This window comes from Staphylococcus lutrae (assembly GCF_002101335.1).
In the GTDB taxonomy this organism is placed as follows: Bacteria; Bacillota; Bacilli; order Staphylococcales; family Staphylococcaceae; genus Staphylococcus; species Staphylococcus lutrae.
In genome coordinates this window covers 247,276-267,144 of the sequence record NZ_CP020773.1, presented here as the reverse complement: position 1 = coordinate 267,144, position 19,869 = coordinate 247,276, and the positions used below count along the sequence as shown (strand labels likewise).

The 19,869-nt window shown below is 36.7% G+C and carries 21 protein-coding genes and 1 riboswitch; of the genes, 17 read left to right on the top strand and 4 right to left on the bottom strand.

Annotated features, from left to right (window positions below):
• Positions 1 to 471 precede the first annotated feature (471 nt).
• The 12 genes from B5P37_RS01280 (at position 472) to menC (ending at position 12,036) form a co-directional block, all read left to right on the top strand.
• Positions 472 to 750 (top strand): DUF2087 domain-containing protein, encoded by a 279-nt coding sequence (locus B5P37_RS01280; protein WP_085236363.1) that lies wholly within the window; start codon positions 472 to 474, stop codon positions 748 to 750.
• Complete coding sequence (locus B5P37_RS01275) at positions 743 to 1,933, top strand: MFS transporter (RefSeq protein WP_085236361.1); 1,191 nt, start codon at positions 743 to 745, stop codon at positions 1,931 to 1,933. Before B5P37_RS01280 ends, B5P37_RS01275 begins: the two co-directional genes overlap by 8 nt.
• A gap of 188 nt (positions 1,934 to 2,121) precedes the next feature.
• On the top strand, positions 2,122 to 3,186 hold the full coding sequence (gene ulaG, locus B5P37_RS01270) for an L-ascorbate 6-phosphate lactonase (RefSeq protein ID WP_085236359.1): 1,065 nt from the start codon (positions 2,122 to 2,124) through the stop codon (positions 3,184 to 3,186).
• A 27-nt stretch (positions 3,187 to 3,213) separates the two neighbouring features.
• Positions 3,214 to 4,641, top strand: a complete 1,428-nt coding sequence (locus tag B5P37_RS01265; protein ID WP_085236357.1) for a PTS ascorbate transporter subunit IIC — start codon at positions 3,214 to 3,216, stop codon at positions 4,639 to 4,641.
• A 22-nt stretch (positions 4,642 to 4,663) separates the two neighbouring features.
• Positions 4,664 to 4,942, top strand: coding sequence for a PTS sugar transporter subunit IIB (locus B5P37_RS01260; RefSeq protein ID WP_085236355.1), 279 nt, complete (start codon positions 4,664 to 4,666; stop codon positions 4,940 to 4,942).
• A 12-nt stretch (positions 4,943 to 4,954) separates the two neighbouring features.
• Complete coding sequence (locus tag B5P37_RS01255; protein WP_085236353.1) at positions 4,955 to 5,422, top strand: PTS sugar transporter subunit IIA; 468 nt, start codon at positions 4,955 to 4,957, stop codon at positions 5,420 to 5,422.
• Positions 5,423 to 5,438: 16 nt separating this feature from the next.
• A complete protein-coding gene (locus tag B5P37_RS01250) occupies positions 5,439 to 6,077 on the top strand; it encodes a 3-keto-L-gulonate-6-phosphate decarboxylase UlaD (RefSeq protein WP_085236351.1) in 639 nt (212 codons plus the stop codon).
• Complete coding sequence (locus B5P37_RS01245; protein ID WP_085236349.1) at positions 6,078 to 6,941, top strand: L-ribulose-5-phosphate 3-epimerase; 864 nt, start codon at positions 6,078 to 6,080, stop codon at positions 6,939 to 6,941.
• Positions 6,934 to 7,629 carry an L-ribulose-5-phosphate 4-epimerase AraD gene (gene araD, locus B5P37_RS01240; RefSeq protein WP_085236346.1) on the top strand — a complete coding sequence of 232 codons (696 nt, stop codon included), beginning with the start codon at positions 6,934 to 6,936 and terminating at the stop codon, positions 7,627 to 7,629. The genes B5P37_RS01245 and araD overlap by 8 nt, the downstream gene beginning before the upstream one ends.
• A gap of 130 nt (positions 7,630 to 7,759) precedes the next feature.
• On the top strand, positions 7,760 to 9,322 hold the full coding sequence (locus B5P37_RS01235) for a BglG family transcription antiterminator (protein ID WP_240622363.1): 1,563 nt from the start codon (positions 7,760 to 7,762) through the stop codon (positions 9,320 to 9,322).
• A 321-nt stretch (positions 9,323 to 9,643) separates the two neighbouring features.
• Positions 9,644 to 11,041 carry an o-succinylbenzoate--CoA ligase gene (gene menE, locus B5P37_RS01230; protein WP_085236343.1) on the top strand — a complete coding sequence of 466 codons (1,398 nt, stop codon included), beginning with the start codon at positions 9,644 to 9,646 and terminating at the stop codon, positions 11,039 to 11,041.
• Between the two features lie 2 nt (positions 11,042 to 11,043).
• Positions 11,044 to 12,036, top strand: a complete 993-nt coding sequence (gene menC, locus B5P37_RS01225) for an o-succinylbenzoate synthase (protein WP_085236341.1) — start codon at positions 11,044 to 11,046, stop codon at positions 12,034 to 12,036.
• Here the strand turns inward: menC and yidD are convergent.
• Entirely contained in the window at positions 11,982 to 12,257 is a 276-nt protein-coding gene (gene yidD / locus B5P37_RS01220; RefSeq protein ID WP_085236338.1) for a membrane protein insertion efficiency factor YidD, read from the bottom strand. The two genes, menC and yidD, sit on opposite strands and share 55 nt — an antisense overlap.
• A 46-nt stretch (positions 12,258 to 12,303) precedes the next feature.
• On the opposite strand from yidD, the gene ytkD reads away from it, so the two are divergent.
• Both ytkD and B5P37_RS01210 read left to right on the top strand, forming a co-directional pair.
• Complete coding sequence (gene ytkD, locus B5P37_RS01215) at positions 12,304 to 12,780, top strand: RNA deprotection pyrophosphohydrolase (protein WP_240622365.1); 477 nt, start codon at positions 12,304 to 12,306, stop codon at positions 12,778 to 12,780.
• A gap of 4 nt (positions 12,781 to 12,784) precedes the next feature.
• Positions 12,785 to 13,534 carry an alpha/beta hydrolase family protein gene (locus B5P37_RS01210; protein ID WP_103322017.1) on the top strand — a complete coding sequence of 250 codons (750 nt, stop codon included), beginning with the start codon at positions 12,785 to 12,787 and terminating at the stop codon, positions 13,532 to 13,534.
• Positions 13,535 to 13,690: 156 nt separating this feature from the next.
• Here B5P37_RS01210 and pckA read toward each other — a convergent pair whose 3' ends face one another.
• Positions 13,691 to 15,277, bottom strand: a complete 1,587-nt coding sequence (gene pckA / locus B5P37_RS01205; protein WP_085236333.1) for a phosphoenolpyruvate carboxykinase (ATP) — start codon at positions 15,275 to 15,277, stop codon at positions 13,691 to 13,693.
• A gap of 251 nt (positions 15,278 to 15,528) precedes the next feature.
• Positions 15,529 to 15,640, top strand: a riboswitch (SAM riboswitch).
• 105 nt (positions 15,641 to 15,745) lie between these two features.
• On the opposite strand from pckA, the gene metK reads away from it, so the two are divergent.
• From metK to B5P37_RS01190, 3 genes are all read left to right on the top strand, one after another.
• Positions 15,746 to 16,945: a methionine adenosyltransferase gene (gene metK, locus B5P37_RS01200; protein WP_085236330.1), complete on the top strand. Its 1,200-nt coding sequence runs from the start codon at positions 15,746 to 15,748 to the stop codon at positions 16,943 to 16,945.
• 88 nt (positions 16,946 to 17,033) lie between these two features.
• The gene (locus tag B5P37_RS01195; protein WP_085236327.1) at positions 17,034 to 17,945 is read left to right on the top strand and encodes an NERD domain-containing protein; all 912 of its coding nucleotides are present in this window, start codon (positions 17,034 to 17,036) and stop codon (positions 17,943 to 17,945) included.
• A 233-nt stretch (positions 17,946 to 18,178) separates the two neighbouring features.
• Positions 18,179 to 19,015 (top strand): aldo/keto reductase, encoded by an 837-nt coding sequence (locus B5P37_RS01190; protein WP_085236324.1) that lies wholly within the window; start codon positions 18,179 to 18,181, stop codon positions 19,013 to 19,015.
• Between the two features lie 141 nt (positions 19,016 to 19,156).
• On the opposite strand, the gene B5P37_RS01185 is transcribed toward B5P37_RS01190, so the two are convergent.
• Positions 19,157 to 19,504, bottom strand: coding sequence for a fluoride efflux transporter FluC (locus B5P37_RS01185; protein WP_085236322.1), 348 nt, complete (start codon positions 19,502 to 19,504; stop codon positions 19,157 to 19,159).
• Positions 19,501 to 19,866, bottom strand: a complete 366-nt coding sequence (crcB, locus tag B5P37_RS01180; RefSeq protein ID WP_085236319.1) for a fluoride efflux transporter CrcB — start codon at positions 19,864 to 19,866, stop codon at positions 19,501 to 19,503. Before crcB ends, B5P37_RS01185 begins: the two co-directional genes overlap by 4 nt.
• Positions 19,867 to 19,869: the final 3 nt, after the last annotated feature.

Sequence of the window (19,869 nt, the reverse complement as noted above, 5' to 3'; positions counted from 1 at the left end):
AGCCTGTACATGACGAGTTGAAATCATGTATAGGCTTATCGTATTTATGACTATTTGTGTAAGAAATACAATCTTACCCAACGTGATAAATGACTGATAGAAGATAAAATAACAGATATAGTGAACTGAGTATAAACCGGATGTTACAATGATTCAAAAAGCGTTTAGAGGGGCTTGACAAATCGATTAGCTGTTGCATATATTTTATATAATTGTATATTTAATGGGTTGAAATGTGTATTATTTATATTTTAAAGAAAATAATCATTACAAACAATGTTTTCTTAGTAATAGTACTATTGATATATGAAATAATTTCAGAAATTTCAAATAAAATATTCAGAAGTTTAGCCAAGGTTGTATCAGCCATAATATTTTGGTGGGTAGCAAAAGGATAGATATTTCATGTGATGTGATAAACAGTAGCATATCATTACATATTTTTGGAGCAGGGATATTGGAGGGAAAAACATGAGTGATGTTAAAAAAAGATTTATGAAAGATCATAAAATTCATACGATACCTAGAAAAGAAAAAGATAAAAAAGCATTAATGGAAATAATTGCTGCTGAATTTGAAAGTGAAAAAAACTATAGTGAAAAGGAGATAAACGCTGTACTGCAATCCTTTTATGACGACTATGTGTTATTAAGGCGCTATTTGGTAGATTACTCCTTATTAACTAGAGATAACGAAGGTAAAGAATATAAAGTATCACGTAATGATGAGGGTATAAAAAACGATGAATAATGCTAAACTAAATCATTTATTTGTGGTCTTTAATACATCAATTTTGTCAGGAATTGCGCTTTTTTCACCCATTATATACATTTTTATAATTAATTTAGGTTATAGCTTTACTGAAGCTGGAATATATTTATCTGTATTTTGGGGTGCTGCAGCAATTTGTGAATTACCGACTGGGATTTTAGCGGATACGATAGGTCAGAAAAAAATCGTGATATACAGTTGTATCTTGAGAGCATGCGGTTTAATTCTGATGGTGATTGATAACTTTTATTTATTGATTCTTTCAGGTGCGATTACAGGCGTTGCTGAAGCGATGTTGTCTGGGAGTTTAGGAAGTTGGTATATGAATCAATTAACGGAGAAAAATAATATAAACTTAGAACGTGTATTTTCTAGCGTAGCATTGTTCGGTTCTTTATTTTCCTTAATCGTGGGGTTCATTAGTGCAGAGTTTTTATTTAAATTGAATGCCACATTACCGGTTATATTAAGTGCGTGTTATTTTTTAGGGTTATCATTTCTAATTTATTTAATCTTGCCAGAAAGTAGAGCGATGACGGAGGTCGAAAATCTAAATAATGGGATTAGGAAAGTGGAAACGTTGTGGTATGACAATTTCAAGCAACTTTTATCGATATTTAAAGGAGATCAATCTTTAATATTAATATTGATCATATTAGTTGTACCTACAATTCTAGATATCGGGCCTTCCAATCAATGGCAGGTGGTATTTAAACATCATATTGCTTATTTATGGATCGGCATTTCAGTCATTGGAATGTTAACTAATTTTTTAATTCCAAAAATCCCTAAAATATTTGAAGGGCTTAAAGAAATAATATTCTATATATGTTTAGACATGATTGTGATATGGATGGTGACTTTTGATCGTTATTCAATTGTTTTCTTTATGATTCATATCGTTCTGTTTACGATTGCGAGTGTTAAATTAAATGTATTTATGCATAGAGATTTAGTAAAAAATAACAGTATAAGGTCTTCATTTGTTTCTTCATTTTATACTATCGAATCCATTATAACGATGGCGTTACTCCCGTTAAATGGGTACATATCTGAACAAAAAAATATATTTTATTCGTGGGATATTTTTATATGTATTTGTCTGGTACTAGTGTTTATCAATGTGTTCGTCATTATATCATATCGTAAATATGCTAAATAGTTTTCATTACGTATTTTGAATGGCATGCTATGCGTATAAAGTTTCAAAAGAATTGAATCAGGTGTCGTTAGCGATGAGTCCAATGATGTACAGGTTTTTTGTACATACATTGGACTTTTTCTTTTATATTAATGCGCATAAACTGTAGTTAAGTAAGCGTTTACATCATTGAAAGGAGTGTATGATTTTTGAAACATATTGATGAAGTTACTAAGGAAAAGTGGTTGATGAACACTTTTCCAGAATGGGGCACTTGGCTTAATGAAGAGATTGAAAACGAAATTGTTGCAGAAAATACTTTTGCAATGTGGTGGTTAGGTTGTACAGGGATTTGGCTCAAGTCACATGAGAATACAAATATTTTATGTGATTTATGGTGTGGCACCGGTAAAAGGACACAGAAGAATTCTAAAATGAAAAAAGGTCATCAAATGCAGCGTATGAGTGGTTGTCAAAATTTACAACCGAATTTGAGGGCACAGCCTTTTGTGATTGATCCTTTTGAAATTAAAAATGTGGATGCGTTAGTGGTGACTCATATTCATTCGGATCATTTAGATATTCATACAGCTGCTGCAATAATGAAAAACAGTGCACCGGATGTGCCTTTTATTGGTCCGCAAGAAGTTGTTAAAATTTGGCAAGATTGGGGCGTACCGAAAGAACGTTGTATCGTTGTAAAACCCGGTGACAAAGTTCAAGTCAAAAGTATTGAAATTCAAGTGCTCGAGGCATTTGATCGAACGGCTTTGGTTACCGCTGATGCATCAGTAACACTTAAAAATCAGTTGCCAGTCGACATGGATGAAATAGCAGTCAATTATTTGTTTAAAACATCTGGGGGTTCACTGTATCACGCTGGAGATTCTCATTATTCCAATCACTTTGCCAAACATGGAAATCAACATGATGTCAATGTGGTGATCGGGGCTTTTGGTGAAAATCCAAGAGGCATTACAGATAAGGTGACATCTGTGGATATGCTTAGAATGGCAGAAAGTTTGAAAGCAGACGTTGTGATACCCGTACATCACGACATCTGGACAAATTTCCAAGCAGATCCTAAAGAATTGTTATTACTATGGGAGTTTAAAAGAAAAGTGTTAAAGTATCAATTTAAACCTTATGTTTGGCAAGTTGGAGGTAAATTTGTATTTCCTAATGATAAAGATGATTTTGAATACCATTATCCACGTGGTTTTGATGATGTTTTCTCTATTGATACGGATTTACCGTTCCCATCATTTTTATAGGCATATTGCATGATAGGAGGGAATGATATGCAAATATTAATGAATGGCTTTACATGGTTTAGTAATAATATATTGTCTAAACCAGAATTTTTCATTGGTATCATTGTATTCATTGGATATGCATTATTAAAAAAGAAATTTTATGAATGCTTTGCAGGATTTATTAAAGCGACTGTAGGTTATATGATTTTAATGGTTGGTGCAGGTGGGTTAGTTGCTACATTTCGACCTATACTTGCAGGTTTAGGTGAGCGCTTTGGTCTTAAAGCGGCAGTGATTGATCCCTATTTTGGATTGAATGCCGTTGATGGTGCGCTCAAATCGATAGGCTTAACGACTTCATACACGATGCTTGCGCTACTCATTGGTTTTATCTTAAACATTGTGGTCGTCTTATTCCGTAAATACACTAAAATTAGAACTTTATTTATTACTGGACATGTGATGGTGCAACAAGCGTCTACTGTGACATGGATTATATTTTTAGCTTTTCCTGAATATCGTAATTTTATCGGTGCGATATTGGTTGGGATTCTTGTAGGATTATACTGGGCTGTTGGTTCAAATTTGACGGTAGGGCCGACGCAACGTTTGACGAATCAATCTGGTTTCGCTATTGGACATCAGCAAATGTTTGCCATTTGGTTAGTTGATAAAATAGCCCCTAAAATTGGTGATAAAAATAAAAATTTAGACAATATTAAACTCCCTAAATGGCTTTCAATTTTTCATGATAATATCGTTGCAACAGGGACGTTGATGCTGTTATTTTTTGGGACAATTTTGTTCATCCTTGGCGAAGATTTTTTACGACATATGGATCCGAAAAAGTTTCCAGAAACAATGTCATTCATCACTTATGTCGTTTCAAGTTCATTATCGTTTGCAGTTTATCTCGCGATTCTGATGATGGGTGTTCGAATGTTTGTGGCAGAATTAACACAATCTTTCCAAGGGATTTCAAGTAAGATTTTACCGGGCTCATTACCTGCAGTCGATTGTGCAGCGTCCTACAATTTCACACCTCAAAATGCCATTTTATTCGGCTTTATATTCGGTTCAATTGGACAATTTTTAACGATTATCGGGTTGTTGGTCTTTCATTCACCAGTGTTAATTATTACCGGCTTTGTACCTGTGTTCTTTGATAATGCGACGATTGCTGTCTATGCGAATAAGGTGGGTGGTACACGTGCAGCAATGATTTGTTCGTTCGTTTCGGGAATCTGTCAAGTTGGTATTGGAGCGATTGCGGTCGTCATTTTCCAACTTTATCAATATGGTGGATGGCACGGAAATATTGATTTTGAATTGATATGGCCTGGCTTTGGTATACTGATGCAACATTTAGGAATGGTGGGTTATATTGCGATCGTTTTCGTACTTTTATTAATACCACAATTACAGTATTTTCGCGCTAAAAACAAAGCGTTATATGATACAGGATTAGAATAATGATAGAAAAGAGGGAAACAATATGTTGAAAATTTTAGCTGCTTGCGGTAACGGTATGGGGAGTTCGATGGTCATCAAAATGAAAATAGAAAAATGTTTAAGAGAGTTAAACGTTACAGATTTTATTGTAGATTATTGTAGTGTTGGAGAAGCTAAGGCACAAGCGAATGGATATGATGTCGTATTTGCTAGCAAACATTTAATTCATGAATTAGAAGGACGTACATCAAGTCAATTGTTAGGGTTAGAGAACTTAATGGATGATCAAGAAATTAAAGCGAATTTACAAACTGTCATTTAAAGGTGATATAAGATGAATACTTTTAAAGAAAGTTTAATATCTGAAAATTCAGTGCTTTTAAATCAACACGCAGAGACATGGGAGGAAGCTGTAAAAAAATCAACGGCACCACTTGTTAAAAGTGGGGCGGTAGATCCTATGTATTCAGATGCGATTATTAAAAGTACAGAACATTATGGACCTTACTATTTGTTGATGGAAGGAATGGCCATGCCGCATGCACGTCCGGAAGATGGCGTGCGTCGAAATGCGTTTTCATTAGTCACATTTGATGAGCCGATTATTTTTTCAGATGGGAAGTCTGCGCAAGTTTTTGTTGTACTTGCAGCCACTTCTGCTGAAATTCATACCACAATGGCGATACCTCAAATCGTTGCTGTTTTTGAAATCGATCATATTATAGAAAAACTCACGTCAGCCACTTCAATCGATGAAGTATTAACGATAATTGATCAGGCTGATATGCGTCAGTATATTTAAATTAGGAGGGTATTTTATGACATTGCCATTATTACAAGTTGCTCTGGACAATCAAAATTTAGCAGATGCCATTACTACGATCCAACAGTTGGGAGATGTCATTGATGTCCTAGAAGTGGGGACTATTTTATGTCTACAAGAAGGGAAATCGGCCATTGAAGTGATGCGTGCACTCTATCCAGAACATTGTATTCTCGCTGATACAAAGTGTGCAGATGCAGGAAGTACGGTTGCACAAAATTGCAAAAATGCAGGTGCCAATTGGATGACTGTCATTTGTTCAGCAACGATTCAAACGATGGTCGCTGCAAAAAATGTGATGGATGATATACAAATCGAACTTTATGGAGATTGGACTTTTGAACAAGCGCAACAATGGTTAGCACATGGAATTCATCAAGTGGTTTATCATCAAAGTCGAGATGCACTATTAGCGGGTGAAACATGGTCGGAGAAAGATTTAAATAAAATACGCCGATTAATTGAGATGGGATTTAAAGTTTCGGTGACAGGGGGTCTCGAACTCGAAACGATTGAAAAGTTCAGAGGTTTACATGTATTTGCTTTTATTGCAGGTAGAAGTTTAAGAGAAGCTGTCTCGCCGCATCAAGCTGCATTAGATTTTAAAGCCGAAATAAAAAGGGTGTTCGGATAAATGATTCATTTAGGAATATATGAAAAAGCGTTACCGTTCGATTTAGACGTTGAAGAACAATTGAAATTAGCGTCAGAATTAGGGTTTCAGTTTTATGAACTTTCCATTGATGAAACGGATGAACGCATTGCACGTTTAGATTGGACAATGCAAAAAATTAAAAAAATAGTCATGGCACAATTAGATACAGGGGTATCGATTCAAAGTATGTGTCTCAGCGCACATAGACGATTTCCATTTGGTTCGGCCGACCCCCATTTAAGAAAACAGGCGATGGATATAATGAGGAAAGCGATTCTTCTGGCACATCGATTAGGAATTAAAGTGATTCAGTTAGCAGGCTATGACGTCTATTATGAGGATAAAACAGAAGATTCTAGGAGACGTTTTATTGAAGGGTTGAGTGAAGCTTTAAAGTTGGCCGCATCAAAGCAAATCATATTGGCTATAGAAATCATGGACGATCCATTTATGTCAAGTTTGACAAAATATAATGTGATAAAAGATGAACTTCGACACCCGCTGCTTAAAGTTTACCCAGATATAGGCAATTTATCGGCTTGGCCAGAAAACAATGTTGAAGATGAATTGAAATGTGGGGCGCACGATATCGTTGCTGTTCATTTAAAGGATACATTGGCTGTGACTGAAACGTTTAAGGGTCAGTTTAAGAATGTGCCTTTTGGTAAGGGGTGTGTTGATTTTATTCATGCATTTCGATGTTTAGAGGCGCTTCAATATCATGGGCCATTTTTAATTGAAATGTGGAGTGAACATGCTGAATCGCCAATAAAAGAAATTAAAGCAGCAAAAAAATTTATTATGGAACAATTGGAAAAGAGTGGTGCTTATCAACATGAATGAAGTGATTTTAAAGCAACATGTTTATGAAGCGAATATGCAATTACCTAAAAATAATTTGGTAAAATTAACCTGGGGCAACGTCAGTGTCATTGATCGTGAGAAAGGTATCATTTGTATAAAACCAAGCGGTGTCCCTTATAAGAAATTAAAGCCAGAAGATATGGTATTAACAGATTTAAATGGCGTTCCTTTTGAAAATCAGTTAAAACCATCTTCAGACCTAGCGACACATGTTTATTTGTATCAGCAATTAGATGAAATTCAAAGTATTGTGCATACGCACTCATTACACGCAGTCGCCTTTGCACAAGCCGGACGTGAAATACCCGCTTATGGTACAACACATGCAGATACATTTTTTGGTGCAATTCCTTGTACACGCGCATTAACAGAAGAAGAAATTAAAACCAATTATGAACTCAATACGGGGAAAGTGATTGTAGAAACGTTAAAAAAGCATCAAATCAATCCACTTGCAATACCCGCAATAAATGTAAAACAGCATGGGCCATTTATTTTTGGACAATCACTAAAACAAGCTGTTGAAAATACAATTATATTAGAAGAAGTGGCTGAAATGGCGATGAAATCAGAATCGTTAAATCGTGATATCTTTGAAATAGATACATTTTTGCTAGAGAAACATTATTATAGAAAACATGGCGCTCATGCTTACTATGGTCAATGAAATTAAAAAGTCTATTCCTTTCCAAAACTAAAGAGTGAATTTAAAGGAAGTGTCATTTCTAATGGTTGATTTCGATAAAAAATTGTTATGTTTTTTGGATTATTTTAAGAAGCGTCAGAAGTTTAAAAGCGTGAGTCAGACTGCAAAGGCGCTAGGGATTTCAAGACGCATGATTTATTATTACATTAATAAATTAAACGATATATTGAAATTATTAGAGATGCCTTCGATTACAAAGGATGAGCAAGGATATTTTGTGATAGCACCGACACAATGTATCGCCATTGAAGCATATTTTCAGGAAAAAAAGAATCAAAGCAACTATATTTTCAAAAAGGAAGAACGGGTTATTTTGATAGCGTCGGCCATACTTTTTCACACAAAAATATTACGAGTCAAAACGTTTGAATTGTATTTTGGTGTGAGTAAAAATACGATCATTAGTGACTTAAATGCAGTGAAGAAATGGTTCGAACGCTATCATATCGTTCTGTTAAATGATAAAAAACAAGGGTACTACGTTGATTCAGCTGTAAAACATCAACGTAACCTTATTTTTGAGATGGTGAAAACGATTGAGGTTGAGGATTATCACGAGTTGTTTGAGAATATTCTTACTTTCAACCAAGATGTGCAGCGTGTGCAGCAATATCAATCATTCGAATTTGAATTTTACCGTGTGTTAGACCAGTATGAATATATTTTACACAAAAAAGTATCACTAGCGAATAAACGCATTCTTTGTCGTTGTTTATTTTTATCATTAATTTTTCATAGTACGCAGCCGATGTTGTTACAAACGATTCAGAGAAAAATGATAGAAGAACGACTCGAATTTTATATTAGTCAGCAATTGGTAAAACAGCTTGTAGATACGGTGCCAGAAATCGTGAATGAGGTTTATTTTATGGCCATCCAACTTTTGTGTATTAGTAAAGATTATGACTTTTATTACGATAGTGACAGTTTTAAAGATTTAATGTGTATTAGTGAAATGTTTATTGAGGAGTTCGAAAGTGCGACAAGTTTGCATTTTAAAAATAAAGCGATGTTTCTTGAATTGATACAGACATTAATGAAAGTGGTCTATTACCGACAATTTTTTGCCTATGCCGACCGATGCCAATTGACGGTGTCGTTGGATCAGGATATGATGGGATGGTTAGATTTGACGCAACACATCATGGAGAATTTATCAAAAACATCACAATTTCAGCAAAAGTTTAACAGAATGTTTAGTCCTTCCGACTTAGTTGAATTTGTATGTGCGATTCAGGCGTTGTATGTCGAACATCAAACGACACCACATCACCTAGATATCGTTATTGTAACGAATATTTCAAAAGTCGAACAGACGATTTTATATACGAAACTTAAAGATTTATTGGCTATTGGACATTTTCATGGTCCTTATTCAGAACGTGAAGCCACGACATTACATCAACAATTCGATTTGTGTATTACGACATCACCCTACTACAACCATCCGCATTGTCAAACGATTCATATACATAAATATTTAACTTTAAAAGATTATGAAAGGTTGTATCAACTTAAGCAATATCGACTGTCATTACATCAACGTAAAGCAGAAATTTTTCAAATTATTGATAATGAACAATTATCAAATGAAGAAAAGTTTAAATTTATTGAAGAACTTTATGGTCCAAAAATGAAGTCACGAAAAAGCTAGGTCATGTCTCGTGTGATACAAAAATATTTTGTGTCATATCATCCCTTTCAATGTAGACATTACGAATGTCTCTTTGAAGGGGATTTCGTATGTCTCCTTGATTTGTGATGGATTCAATTAAAACATCGATGCATCAGGATGGTCATTGTGAGTGGTACGTGGTGAACGTCCTTTGCGATTGGAGTCACATATGATAATCGATTGTTGACAGGTTTTGGAAGAGGGTTGCGTCACATTATTTTGTCTTAAAATCATGCAAGAACGATCGATTCAGTCTATAATAAGTCATAATGAAACTTTGTTATTTCTGGGGGGACAATTATGGAACATTGGCTCATTCAACAAGCCAACCAACATCCAACAAAGATTGCAATACAGACATGTGATGAAAAAGTCACCTTTGAAGACTTGCTACGGCGCGCGCTGGAGATAGGGGCAGCCTTAAAGCAATTGCAACGTTCTCGCATTGGACTCTATGTTAACAATTCTATTGAAGCGGTCGTTCTCATTCATGGGGCCTGGTTATATGGTATTGAAATTGCATTAATTAACAATCGACTTACAGCTTATGAAATAGACGGTCAAATGGCATCCATAGACGTTGATTTAATCATCAGTACGCAACCGCACATAACACTTCAAACTTCGGTACAAGTCATTCAATCAATGGATTTGAAAGTTGCAATTGATGCAGAGTTACCTCAACATACGGGACTAAATGAACAGCATATCGCATCCATTATGTTTACTTCTGGTACGACAGGGCCTCAAAAAGCAGTGCCACAAACTTTTGAAAATCATCGAATGAGTGCGCAGGCTTGTTTGCAAACGCTTGGTTTTTCAACAGAATCGAAATGGTTGACCGTGTTACCTATTTATCATATTTCTGGTTTAAGCATTTTATTAAGAAGTGTGCAGTACGGATTTACTGTATTTTTGCTTGAAAAATTCAATACTTCTAAAGTTGTCGCTTTACTACAAAAAGAAAAGATTACGCATGTTTCTTTAGTGCCGGTGACTTTAATGCGCTTAATGGAACAAGGTTTGGATCAACCGTATCACTTGAAAAGCATATTACTCGGAGGCGCTAAATTGGACGGGCAATTTATCCGTCAAGCGTTAGATCGACAACTTCCTATATACAACTCGTTCGGTATGACTGAGACGTGTTCTCAATTTTTAACGGCAAATCCGAAAATGTTATCTGAAAGTCCGAACACAGTAGGATGTCCAAGCAGAGACATTTCTCTTAAAATTGTAGATGCAGATGAGAATGGCCACGGTGAGCTCTGCATTAAAGGAGGCAATGTCATGCAAGGCTATTTGTATCCACAACAGATGGCAAATACTTTTGATCATGAAGGTTATTTTAAAACTGGGGATATTGCGAGTATTGATGACAAGGGGCGTGTGTATATTCACGATCGACGAAAAGACTTGATTATTAGTGGAGGAGAGAATATTTATCCATATGAGATTGAAACTGTGGCTAAGTCACACCCCAATATCATTGACGCAATGTGTACCGCGGTTAAAGATGTGCAATGGGGACAACGCCCTATTTTATATCTTGTTGCACAACAATGGGTGAATGATATGGAAGCATTTCTTGAAGCACGTTTAGCGAAGTATAAGTTACCGGTACATATTTATTTTGTTGATGCATTACCGTATACAAGTACTGGCAAACTGCAAAGACGACTTTTAAATGAGGGATAAAAATGAGATTAACTGAAATGCATTTTCACATATATCAGCCTTCTTTTGTTCATGCTGTGCACACCCCTTTAGTGCATATGACACATCGACCTACACTTTTTGTTGAGTGGATAGATGACAAAGGCCATTCGTGGTTTGGAGAATGTAATGCTTTCGATTCGCCTTGGTATCATCAAGAAACGATTAAAACCGTTCAATTCGCGTTGATTTCTTGGTTTGATACAGTACGTCATCAATCGATTGAATCATTTGAAGCAGCGCAACACTTTTTAACGTCGCTTGATGAAACGCCGGCTGCACGAGCAACCGCTGTTATGGCTTTTTATCAAATGTTTTTTCAGCTTGAATCCTTTCAAGTGCCAATGACATTAACAATCAATGGTGATTTCTCACAACGTATGATGCGTTTTGATCATGCGGGTCGAATTAAAATGAAATGGTCAGATCGAATCGTCGAACAAGTTAAGCTGATTGCAACGATGTATCCAGACATTCCGATTTCTATCGATGCGAATCAATCGTTGACGGCAGCACATATGCATGATTTAAAGGCTTTGAAATCATATCTTGCATATATAGAGGAACCATTTGAGGTGTTAGATGCCACGTTGCCTTTTGATGAACTCCCAATGATTGCGATTGATGAACATGCGACGTGTATCGAGCGAATTTTATATGATATAGAACATCAACATGTACAAGTCGTTGTTTTAAAACCTTTTCGTCTCGGAGGGATTGATCGTACGCTAGAGATAATGCAGCGATTGCAAAAAGAGCATGTAAAAATTGTTATCGGTGGTATGTATGAATGTGGATTAAGTCGTTATTTTACAGCATGGTTGAGTCAATGGGGAGATTATGCCGGCGATGTATCGCCGGAAGGTTATTATTTTGACCGAGATATATGTGAAAACTCTGGGCGTTTAAAGCACGGACAGCTCTATTTTGAGCCGCCCGTTGTACATCGGTCGTTGTTGCATGAAGAATCAGAATGAGATGATTTTTTTAAGGGAACAGGGTCAAATCCGCCTTTATGGAAGGGGTGACACTTTAAAATGCGTTTCAGCCCCAACCAGCTTCCTTTTATCGCACCGTGAACTTGGATTGCTTCTAATGTATAATTAGAACATGTTGGATAAAAACGACATGAGGGCGGCGTTAAAGGTGAGATACAACGCTGATAAAAACGAACGAGGTATATTAAAATGATTTTCATTATGAATCCTCCTTTAATAAATCATATTGTAACACAGAAAGGGCGTATGGGTGTGAGGTATACGGATGATAATCAGCAACTCGTGACATTAGCTTTTAAAAATGATGCTGATATAAAAGATGGAGGACATGTTCTCGCATTGCCTATTTTCCAACAGCAATGGGTACTTACGTTTCATCAAGAGCGGGGAATAGAATTTCCAGGTGGTAAGCGTGAACAAGGGGAGACAAGTCAAGCGGCAGTAAAGAGGGAACTTTATGAAGAAACCGGCGCAATTGCTGAACATATATATTATATTGCGCAATATGAAGTTCAGAGCGATCAAAAGCATTTTAAAAAAGATGTCTATGCCGTGATGGTCAAAGATATAGAAACACATGCGCATTATTTTGAGACTGCGGGTCCGGTGTTAACCGATTCTTTAAAATCAGTGAGGGAAGAAGATAAGAGCTTCTTGTTAAAAGATCCAGCCATTTTACGGTGTGTAGAAAGGGTGAAGGAACTTGGCTTTTATCAAGAGTAAAAGAATGCCAGCTTTTTTGAAGGGATTTCGTGTTGAAGAATGGACTTATCAAGTGCATGCGCTACATGTCAAAGGCCTGTGTATTCTCCCTGAAGCACCAGTGAAACGAGTGATTATGTATTTACGGGGTGGAAAGGGACAGGTGGGTCGCGTTCGATTTGCACGACTACTCCAATTTATATCACCGCATACTCTTGTATTTGCACCGTATTATCGTGGGAATAATGGGAGTGACGGTCATGATGCATTTGCAGGTGATGATCTTGAGGATGTGATTGTTGCTGCGGAAATGTTGAAAGCACAGTATGCGCATATTCCATTACATTTGATCGGATTTTCACGCGGAGGCATTCAAGGATTGTTGACTTTTCAAACGGTTATGGCGGACAGCTATATCATTTGGGGTGGTGTGTCAGATATACATTTGATGTATGAAGAACGCGTGGATTTACGTGGAATGTTACGTCGAATGATCGGCCACCCCAAAAAAGAAGTTGAAGCTTATGAATCCAGAAATGCGTTAAAAACGATTCACTCTGATGCGCCTCCAATTTTGATTATTCATGGTGGAAAGGATCGACAGGTGGGCATTCATCAAGCTTATTACTTGGAGGAGCACCTGCAACGTGTTGGTGCACGTTACGATACATTTTATCAAATGGATGAAGGACACGTCCCGCGTCCAGATGCATTACGACAAGTATTGGATTATATCCAACACTGGATAGCGCAAGTTGAAGCAAATAAAGGATGATTGAGCAAATCAAATGCATTCAGACTGAGATGTTTTTAATTTGCTAAAGGCGCAATAGCGAGTCGAATGAAAGCTAATTAATCAGTGATATATAGAAGAGAACGGGGTGAAAATCTAAATTAAAATAGATTTTCATCCCGTTCATTTGATTGTCGTCTAATTTTGACTTTTGAAGCCACCAGTGGATTCAAGGTGCTGTGCTTCTGTGCCAAATTTTTTGAAGTTTTCTTTAAAGCGATCGACTAAACTTTGTGCTTGTTGATCATAGGCTGTTTTATCAGACCATGCATTTTTAGGTTGTAAAATGGTTGTCGGTACGCCTTCAATTTCTGTAGGTATCGATAGACCAAAGATGTGATCTTTTTCGAAAGTTACTGATTTTAATGTGCCGTTTATAGCGGCGTTAACCATTTTACGAGTATATTTTAACTTTATACGGTTACCGGTTCCATATTGACCGCCAGTCCAGCCGGTATTTACAAGATAGACATCTACTTCATGTTCATCGATTAAATGGCCTAATAATTTGGCATACACTTCAGCTCTTAATGGGAGAAACGGCGCGCCGAAACAAGTCGAAAATGAAGGCTGAGGTTCTGTTACGCCACGTTCCGTCCCTGCTAATTTAGAGGTGAAGCCACTTAAGAAGTGATACATTGCTTGGTCTTTATTTAATTTAGCAATTGGAGGTAGGACACCAAAAGCATCTGCTGTAAGAAAAATAATCGTATTCGGATGTGATGCTTTGGAAGGCAATACGATATTATCAATATGATCGATAGGGTAGGCCGCACGTGTGTTTTCAGTATAACGATTGTCGTCAAAATCGATATCGCCCTGTGGATTAACAACGACATTTTCTAATACTGTTCCATATCGAATGGCTTTGTAAATCTGAGGTTCCTTATCAGCAGATAGGTGAATGGCCTTTGCGTAACAACCGCCTTCAATGTTAAAGACACCGTTGTCATTCCAACCATGTTCATCATCACCAATCAGTTTGCGATCCGGATCAGCAGAAAGTGTTGTTTTACCTGTTCCTGATAAACCGAAGAAGAGTGCAACATCCCCCTTATCACCAACGTTAGCAGAGCAGTGCATACTTAAAATGTTTCTTTGTGGTAGTAAGTAGTTCATCACAGAGAAAATGGACTTTTTCATTTCTCCAGCATATTCTGTGCCTCCGATAAGGACAACTTTGTGTTTGAATGAAATAATAACAAATGTTTCCGAACGTGTCCCATCGATTTCAGGATCTGCTTTAAAGCGCGGTGCAGAGATGAGGGTGAAATCTGCTTTAATTTTAGACGCTTCTTCCTTTGAACTGGGTTTGATAAATAAATTTTGAACAAATAAATTATGCCATGCATATTCATTGATGACGGATAGTTTAAGTTGTGATTGTTTGTCACTTCCTGCATAGCCGCTAAAGACAAATAATTCATCTTTTTGATTTAAATAATCCATGACTTTATCATACAGCTTTAAAAATTTTTCTTCTGAGATAGGTTGATTAACGCTCCCCCAATCAATATCATCTTTAACTTGTGGATTATCAACAATAAATTTATCTTTAGGGGAGCGTCCCGTATATTCTCCTGTGTTGGCATTGATTGCACCTGACTCTGTTAACACAGCTTCGTTTCTTTTCAGAATTTTATTGTAGAGCTCTGTCGTAGTCAGTTGAAAATGTGAACTCGGTTTATCAATTAATGTGCCAATTGCTTCTTTGTCGAATGACATGGTATCATCCCTCCAAATTAATATTGAAAATGTAAGCCTTTACATTTAAAAAGTATAACATATTCGCTAAATAATCCATACCGAATTTAGAAAAAATAAAGATAAAATAAAGAAAGTAAAGTAATTTTTCACTATAGTAGTGGGCACTTCCAACTGAAACATTTCGTACAGCAAGGAACGCAATGAATTCTAGGATGCATTGATGAAATTGACATCGTAATCAAATTTATGTAATATGAAAACAACGGATTCTCTTATCCTGAGTGGTGGAGGGACATGGACCCAATGAAACCCAGCAACCTCTTTTAACGAAGAAAGGTGCCAAACCGTTTGCAGACATTTCTATGGTCTGAACGATAAGAGCGAATGGACGTTAGAGCCTTCACTCTATTTAATAGTGTCGAAAGGCTCTTTTTTATTGAGCTCAGAGAGAGAATGTTCGTAATATTTGATAAAAAGGAGTATATGATGACTTATAACAGACGTTTATTCACTTCAGAATCAGTTACTGAGGGTCACCCAGACAAAATTGCTGACCAAATTTCTGATGCAATTTTAGATGAAATCTTAAAAGGAGACCCAGATGCACGTGTCGCTTGTGAAACAACAGTGACGACTGGAATGGCATTAATTGCAGGTGAGATTTCAACTTCTACATATGTTGATATCCCGAAAGTCGTAAGAGAAACAGTCAAAGAAATTGGTTACACACGAGCGAAGTATGGTTACGATTATAAGACGATGTCAGTATTAACTGCTATTGATGAACAATCACCAGATATCGCACAAGGGGTAGATCGTGCGCTAGAATACCGCGATGATTCAAATGAAGAGGTACTCAACACAGGTGCAGGCGATCAAGGATTAATGTTTGGATTTGCGACAAATGAAACAGAGGCACTCATGCCATTACCAATTGATTTATCACATAAATTATCTAAACGTTTATCTGAAGTGCGTAAAAATGGCACTTTAGATTATTTAAGACCGGATGGGAAAGTACAAGTAACTGTGGAATATGATGAAAACGATCAACCTAAGCGAATCGATACGATTGTTATTTCTTCTCAACATCATGAAGAAGTTGAACTTGAGAAAATTCAAAATGATATTAAAGCCCATGTTATTTACCCAACGGTTGATGAAAAGCTTTTAGATGAAGATACAAAATTTTTCATTAATCCAACAGGACGTTTCGTAATTGGTGGACCACAAGGAGATGCCGGCTTAACAGGCCGTAAAATCATTGTTGATACGTACGGGGGATATGCACGTCATGGTGGCGGTGCATTTTCTGGTAAAGATCCTACAAAAGTTGACCGTTCGGCTGCATATGCGGCGCGTTATGTTGCCAAAAATATTGTTGCTGCAGATCTTGCTGACAAGTGTGAAGTGCAACTGGCCTATGCAATTGGGGTAGCGCAACCGGTATCGATTGCCATTGATACTTTTGGCACTGGGAAGGTCAAAGAGGAACTTTTGATTGAAGCCGTGAGTAAAAACTTTGATTTACGTCCAGCTGGCATTATTCAAATGTTAGATTTACAAAAACCAATCTATAAACAAACCGCTGCTTACGGTCATTTTGGTCGTACAGACGTGCAGCTCCCTTGGGAACGTGTGGATAAAGTTCAATTATTAAAAGATGCTGTAAATGCTCTGAAATAAATTTCTTGTTGATTAGTATCGCTAATTTTATAGTTATTTAATATAATAGAAATAACTGTAGAAAAGTTATAAAAGGAAGGTATTGCTCATGATACAATTTGGTCCAATGGAAATCGGCCTAATCGCTGCGATTGTTGTTGCAGCATTATTCTTTATTTTGTTCTTAGTGGCATTGAAAAGCAAAAAGAAAACTAAAGAAACATATGCGCATCGCTATCAAGAGAAGCAAGATAAGTTAACGCACGAACACCAGGAAGAACTTGAAAAAGTCCGTATTGACAAGAAAAAAGCAGAAGCACGACATAAAGAAGAATATGAAACAATGATGTCGTCGAAAAACAGAGAAATTGATGCTTTAAAACTTTTTTCAAAAAATCATAGTGAATACGTGACGGACATGCGCTTACTCGGCATTCGGGAACGTTTAGTGAAAGAAAAGAGAATTCGACCAGAAGATATGCACATTATGGCGAATATCTTTTTGCCGACAAATGATTTAGAGCATATTACACGGGTAAGCCATCTTGTTTTGACGCGTACAGGTCTATACCTCATTGACTCAGAGCTGTTAAAAGGGCATGTATATCAAGGAATTAGTCAGCAACAGTTTTCTAAAAATCCTATGATGGAACAAGTGTTTAAAACATTAAATTTAAATCCACAAACACCGCAAACCATTGTTTTAGATCAAAATCGTGAAACTGAAAATGCGTTATCAATTGTGGATTATACTGAACGATTGTCACATATTGAATCATTAGCAGTGAAGTTACAACGCGAACTAGATTTGAAATATACACCAACTGCCATTTTATACTTTAATCCACGTCATGAAGAAGCGATCACCATTTCAAATTATGCATCACAAGGTGCGACTAAAGTTTTGGTTGGTCCGTTGCAGTTAAATGATTTCTTCAATAAGTTTGTCTTTCATGGGCGCATTCAATATGATGTCAATGATTTACAAAATATCATGGACGAAATTGAATCATTTAATTAATCATGAATCACAACGTGTGGGGGACGATATCATTTGAATATCGTTCCCTTTTTTTGATACGTGCTGTAATGAGAATATGATGATTACATCTACCTATCGCTTGTCATAGGTGTTCATAGATTTGATATAGATGGCATACACGCGTTGAATATTGAAGGTTTCCAGTTTCAATTCATTGCACTAAAGCGGGGTTTTCAGATAGGATAAAGTTAGATGAAAAGGAGAGATATGAGATGAATAATGTAACTTTTTATAATGGAAATACGATGCCACAAGTGGGTTTAGGTGTATTCAGAGTTGAGAATAATGATCAAGCGAAGGAAGCTGTAAAGCATGCCATTAAAAGTGGCTACCGAAGTATTGATACAGCAATGATATACCAAAACGAAGAAAAAGTTGGGGAAGGTATTCGTGAAGCAATTGAGGCGTTTGGTTTGTCAAGGGAAGATCTTTTCATTACTTCAAAGCTTTGGCTTGATGACTATGGCCGTGAGAATGTGGCTAAGGCATATCAAGCATCTTTAGATCGTTTAGGTCTTGATTATTTAGATTTATATTTAGTTCATTGGCCGGGTTTGGATGAAGCAGTCATGATTGATACTTGGAGAGGAATGGAAGATTTATACCATGATCAAAAAGTGAAGAATATTGGCGTAAGTAATTTTAATATTGAACATTTAGAGGCATTGTTAGCCCAAACACGCATTAAGCCAGTGATTAATCAAGTTGAATTCCACCCGTATTTAACACAGGCGCGTTTACGTCAATATTTAAAAGTACAACATATACAAATGGAATCATGGTCTCCTTTAATGAACGCACAAATCTTAGAAGATGAAACGGTGAAACAAGTGGCTTCTGAGGTTGGAAAATCACCGGCACAAGTCATCATACGTTGGAATATTCAACATGATGTTGTAACGATTCCTAAGTCTGTAACATCGAGTCGAATTGAAGACAATTTAGCTGTTTTTGATTTTGAATTATCCGATGCACAGATGCAATTGTTAGATCAATTGAATGAGGACCGCCGCATTGGACCAGATCCACTTCAATATAACGGTCATTAATGACACGCACAATGCTTTGCTGTGCAGCATGACGCCATTCATCGTCGTCATATAAGCGGAACTGTATTATAGAAAGTCTAATATAACAAGGGACGACAGTAACGGGTTGAATAAGCTACTGTCGTCCCTTTTTCGATTGTCTTAAAGTTGTGTACCAATCATACACAAAAATAAACAGCCAGGATATTGTAAAACACTATACGTTATAAATGATAACCATTGCTGGTTTCTCAACATATTTAAAAGTTCAAGTGTCAATGTTGAGAAGGTCGTTAAACCTCCAAGTAATCCAGTAATCAGTCCTAATCTCAAGTCGAGTGGAAGGGGTGTAAGATGATCTAGCAAGCCAATGCTGAAGGCGCCTATCCAATTGACAATCAGTGTTGCAATGGGCAATTGAAATCGTGTTGATTTTTGTGTGAGTGTCGTGATGACAGCCCGCGAAACAGCCCCTAAACCGCCACCAAGTGCAATCATTAAAATAATCATTTTGAAGTCCCTCCCATTTTCATCCCGAGATAACAACAAAATAGACCGCCTATGTAGCTCAGTAAACTATATAAGAGCAAGGGCAACCATAGTTTTTGATGGATGAGTGTCACTAATTCTATTTGGAAGGTAGAAAATGTTGTTAAGGCGCCTAATAGACCGGTCGTTAACCCTTGCTTCACTCGAGGGAAGGCGGCCCACTTTCTTCGGAATAAGATGGTCAAATACCCCATAAAGAAGGCACCTACTAAATTTGCAACTAAAGTGCCAATAGGTAAGTGGTACAGTGTAGGAATCGTGCTGAATTGCCATCTAAGCAATGCACCAAACGCGCCACCGAATAAAATGAAAACATATTTCAAAAC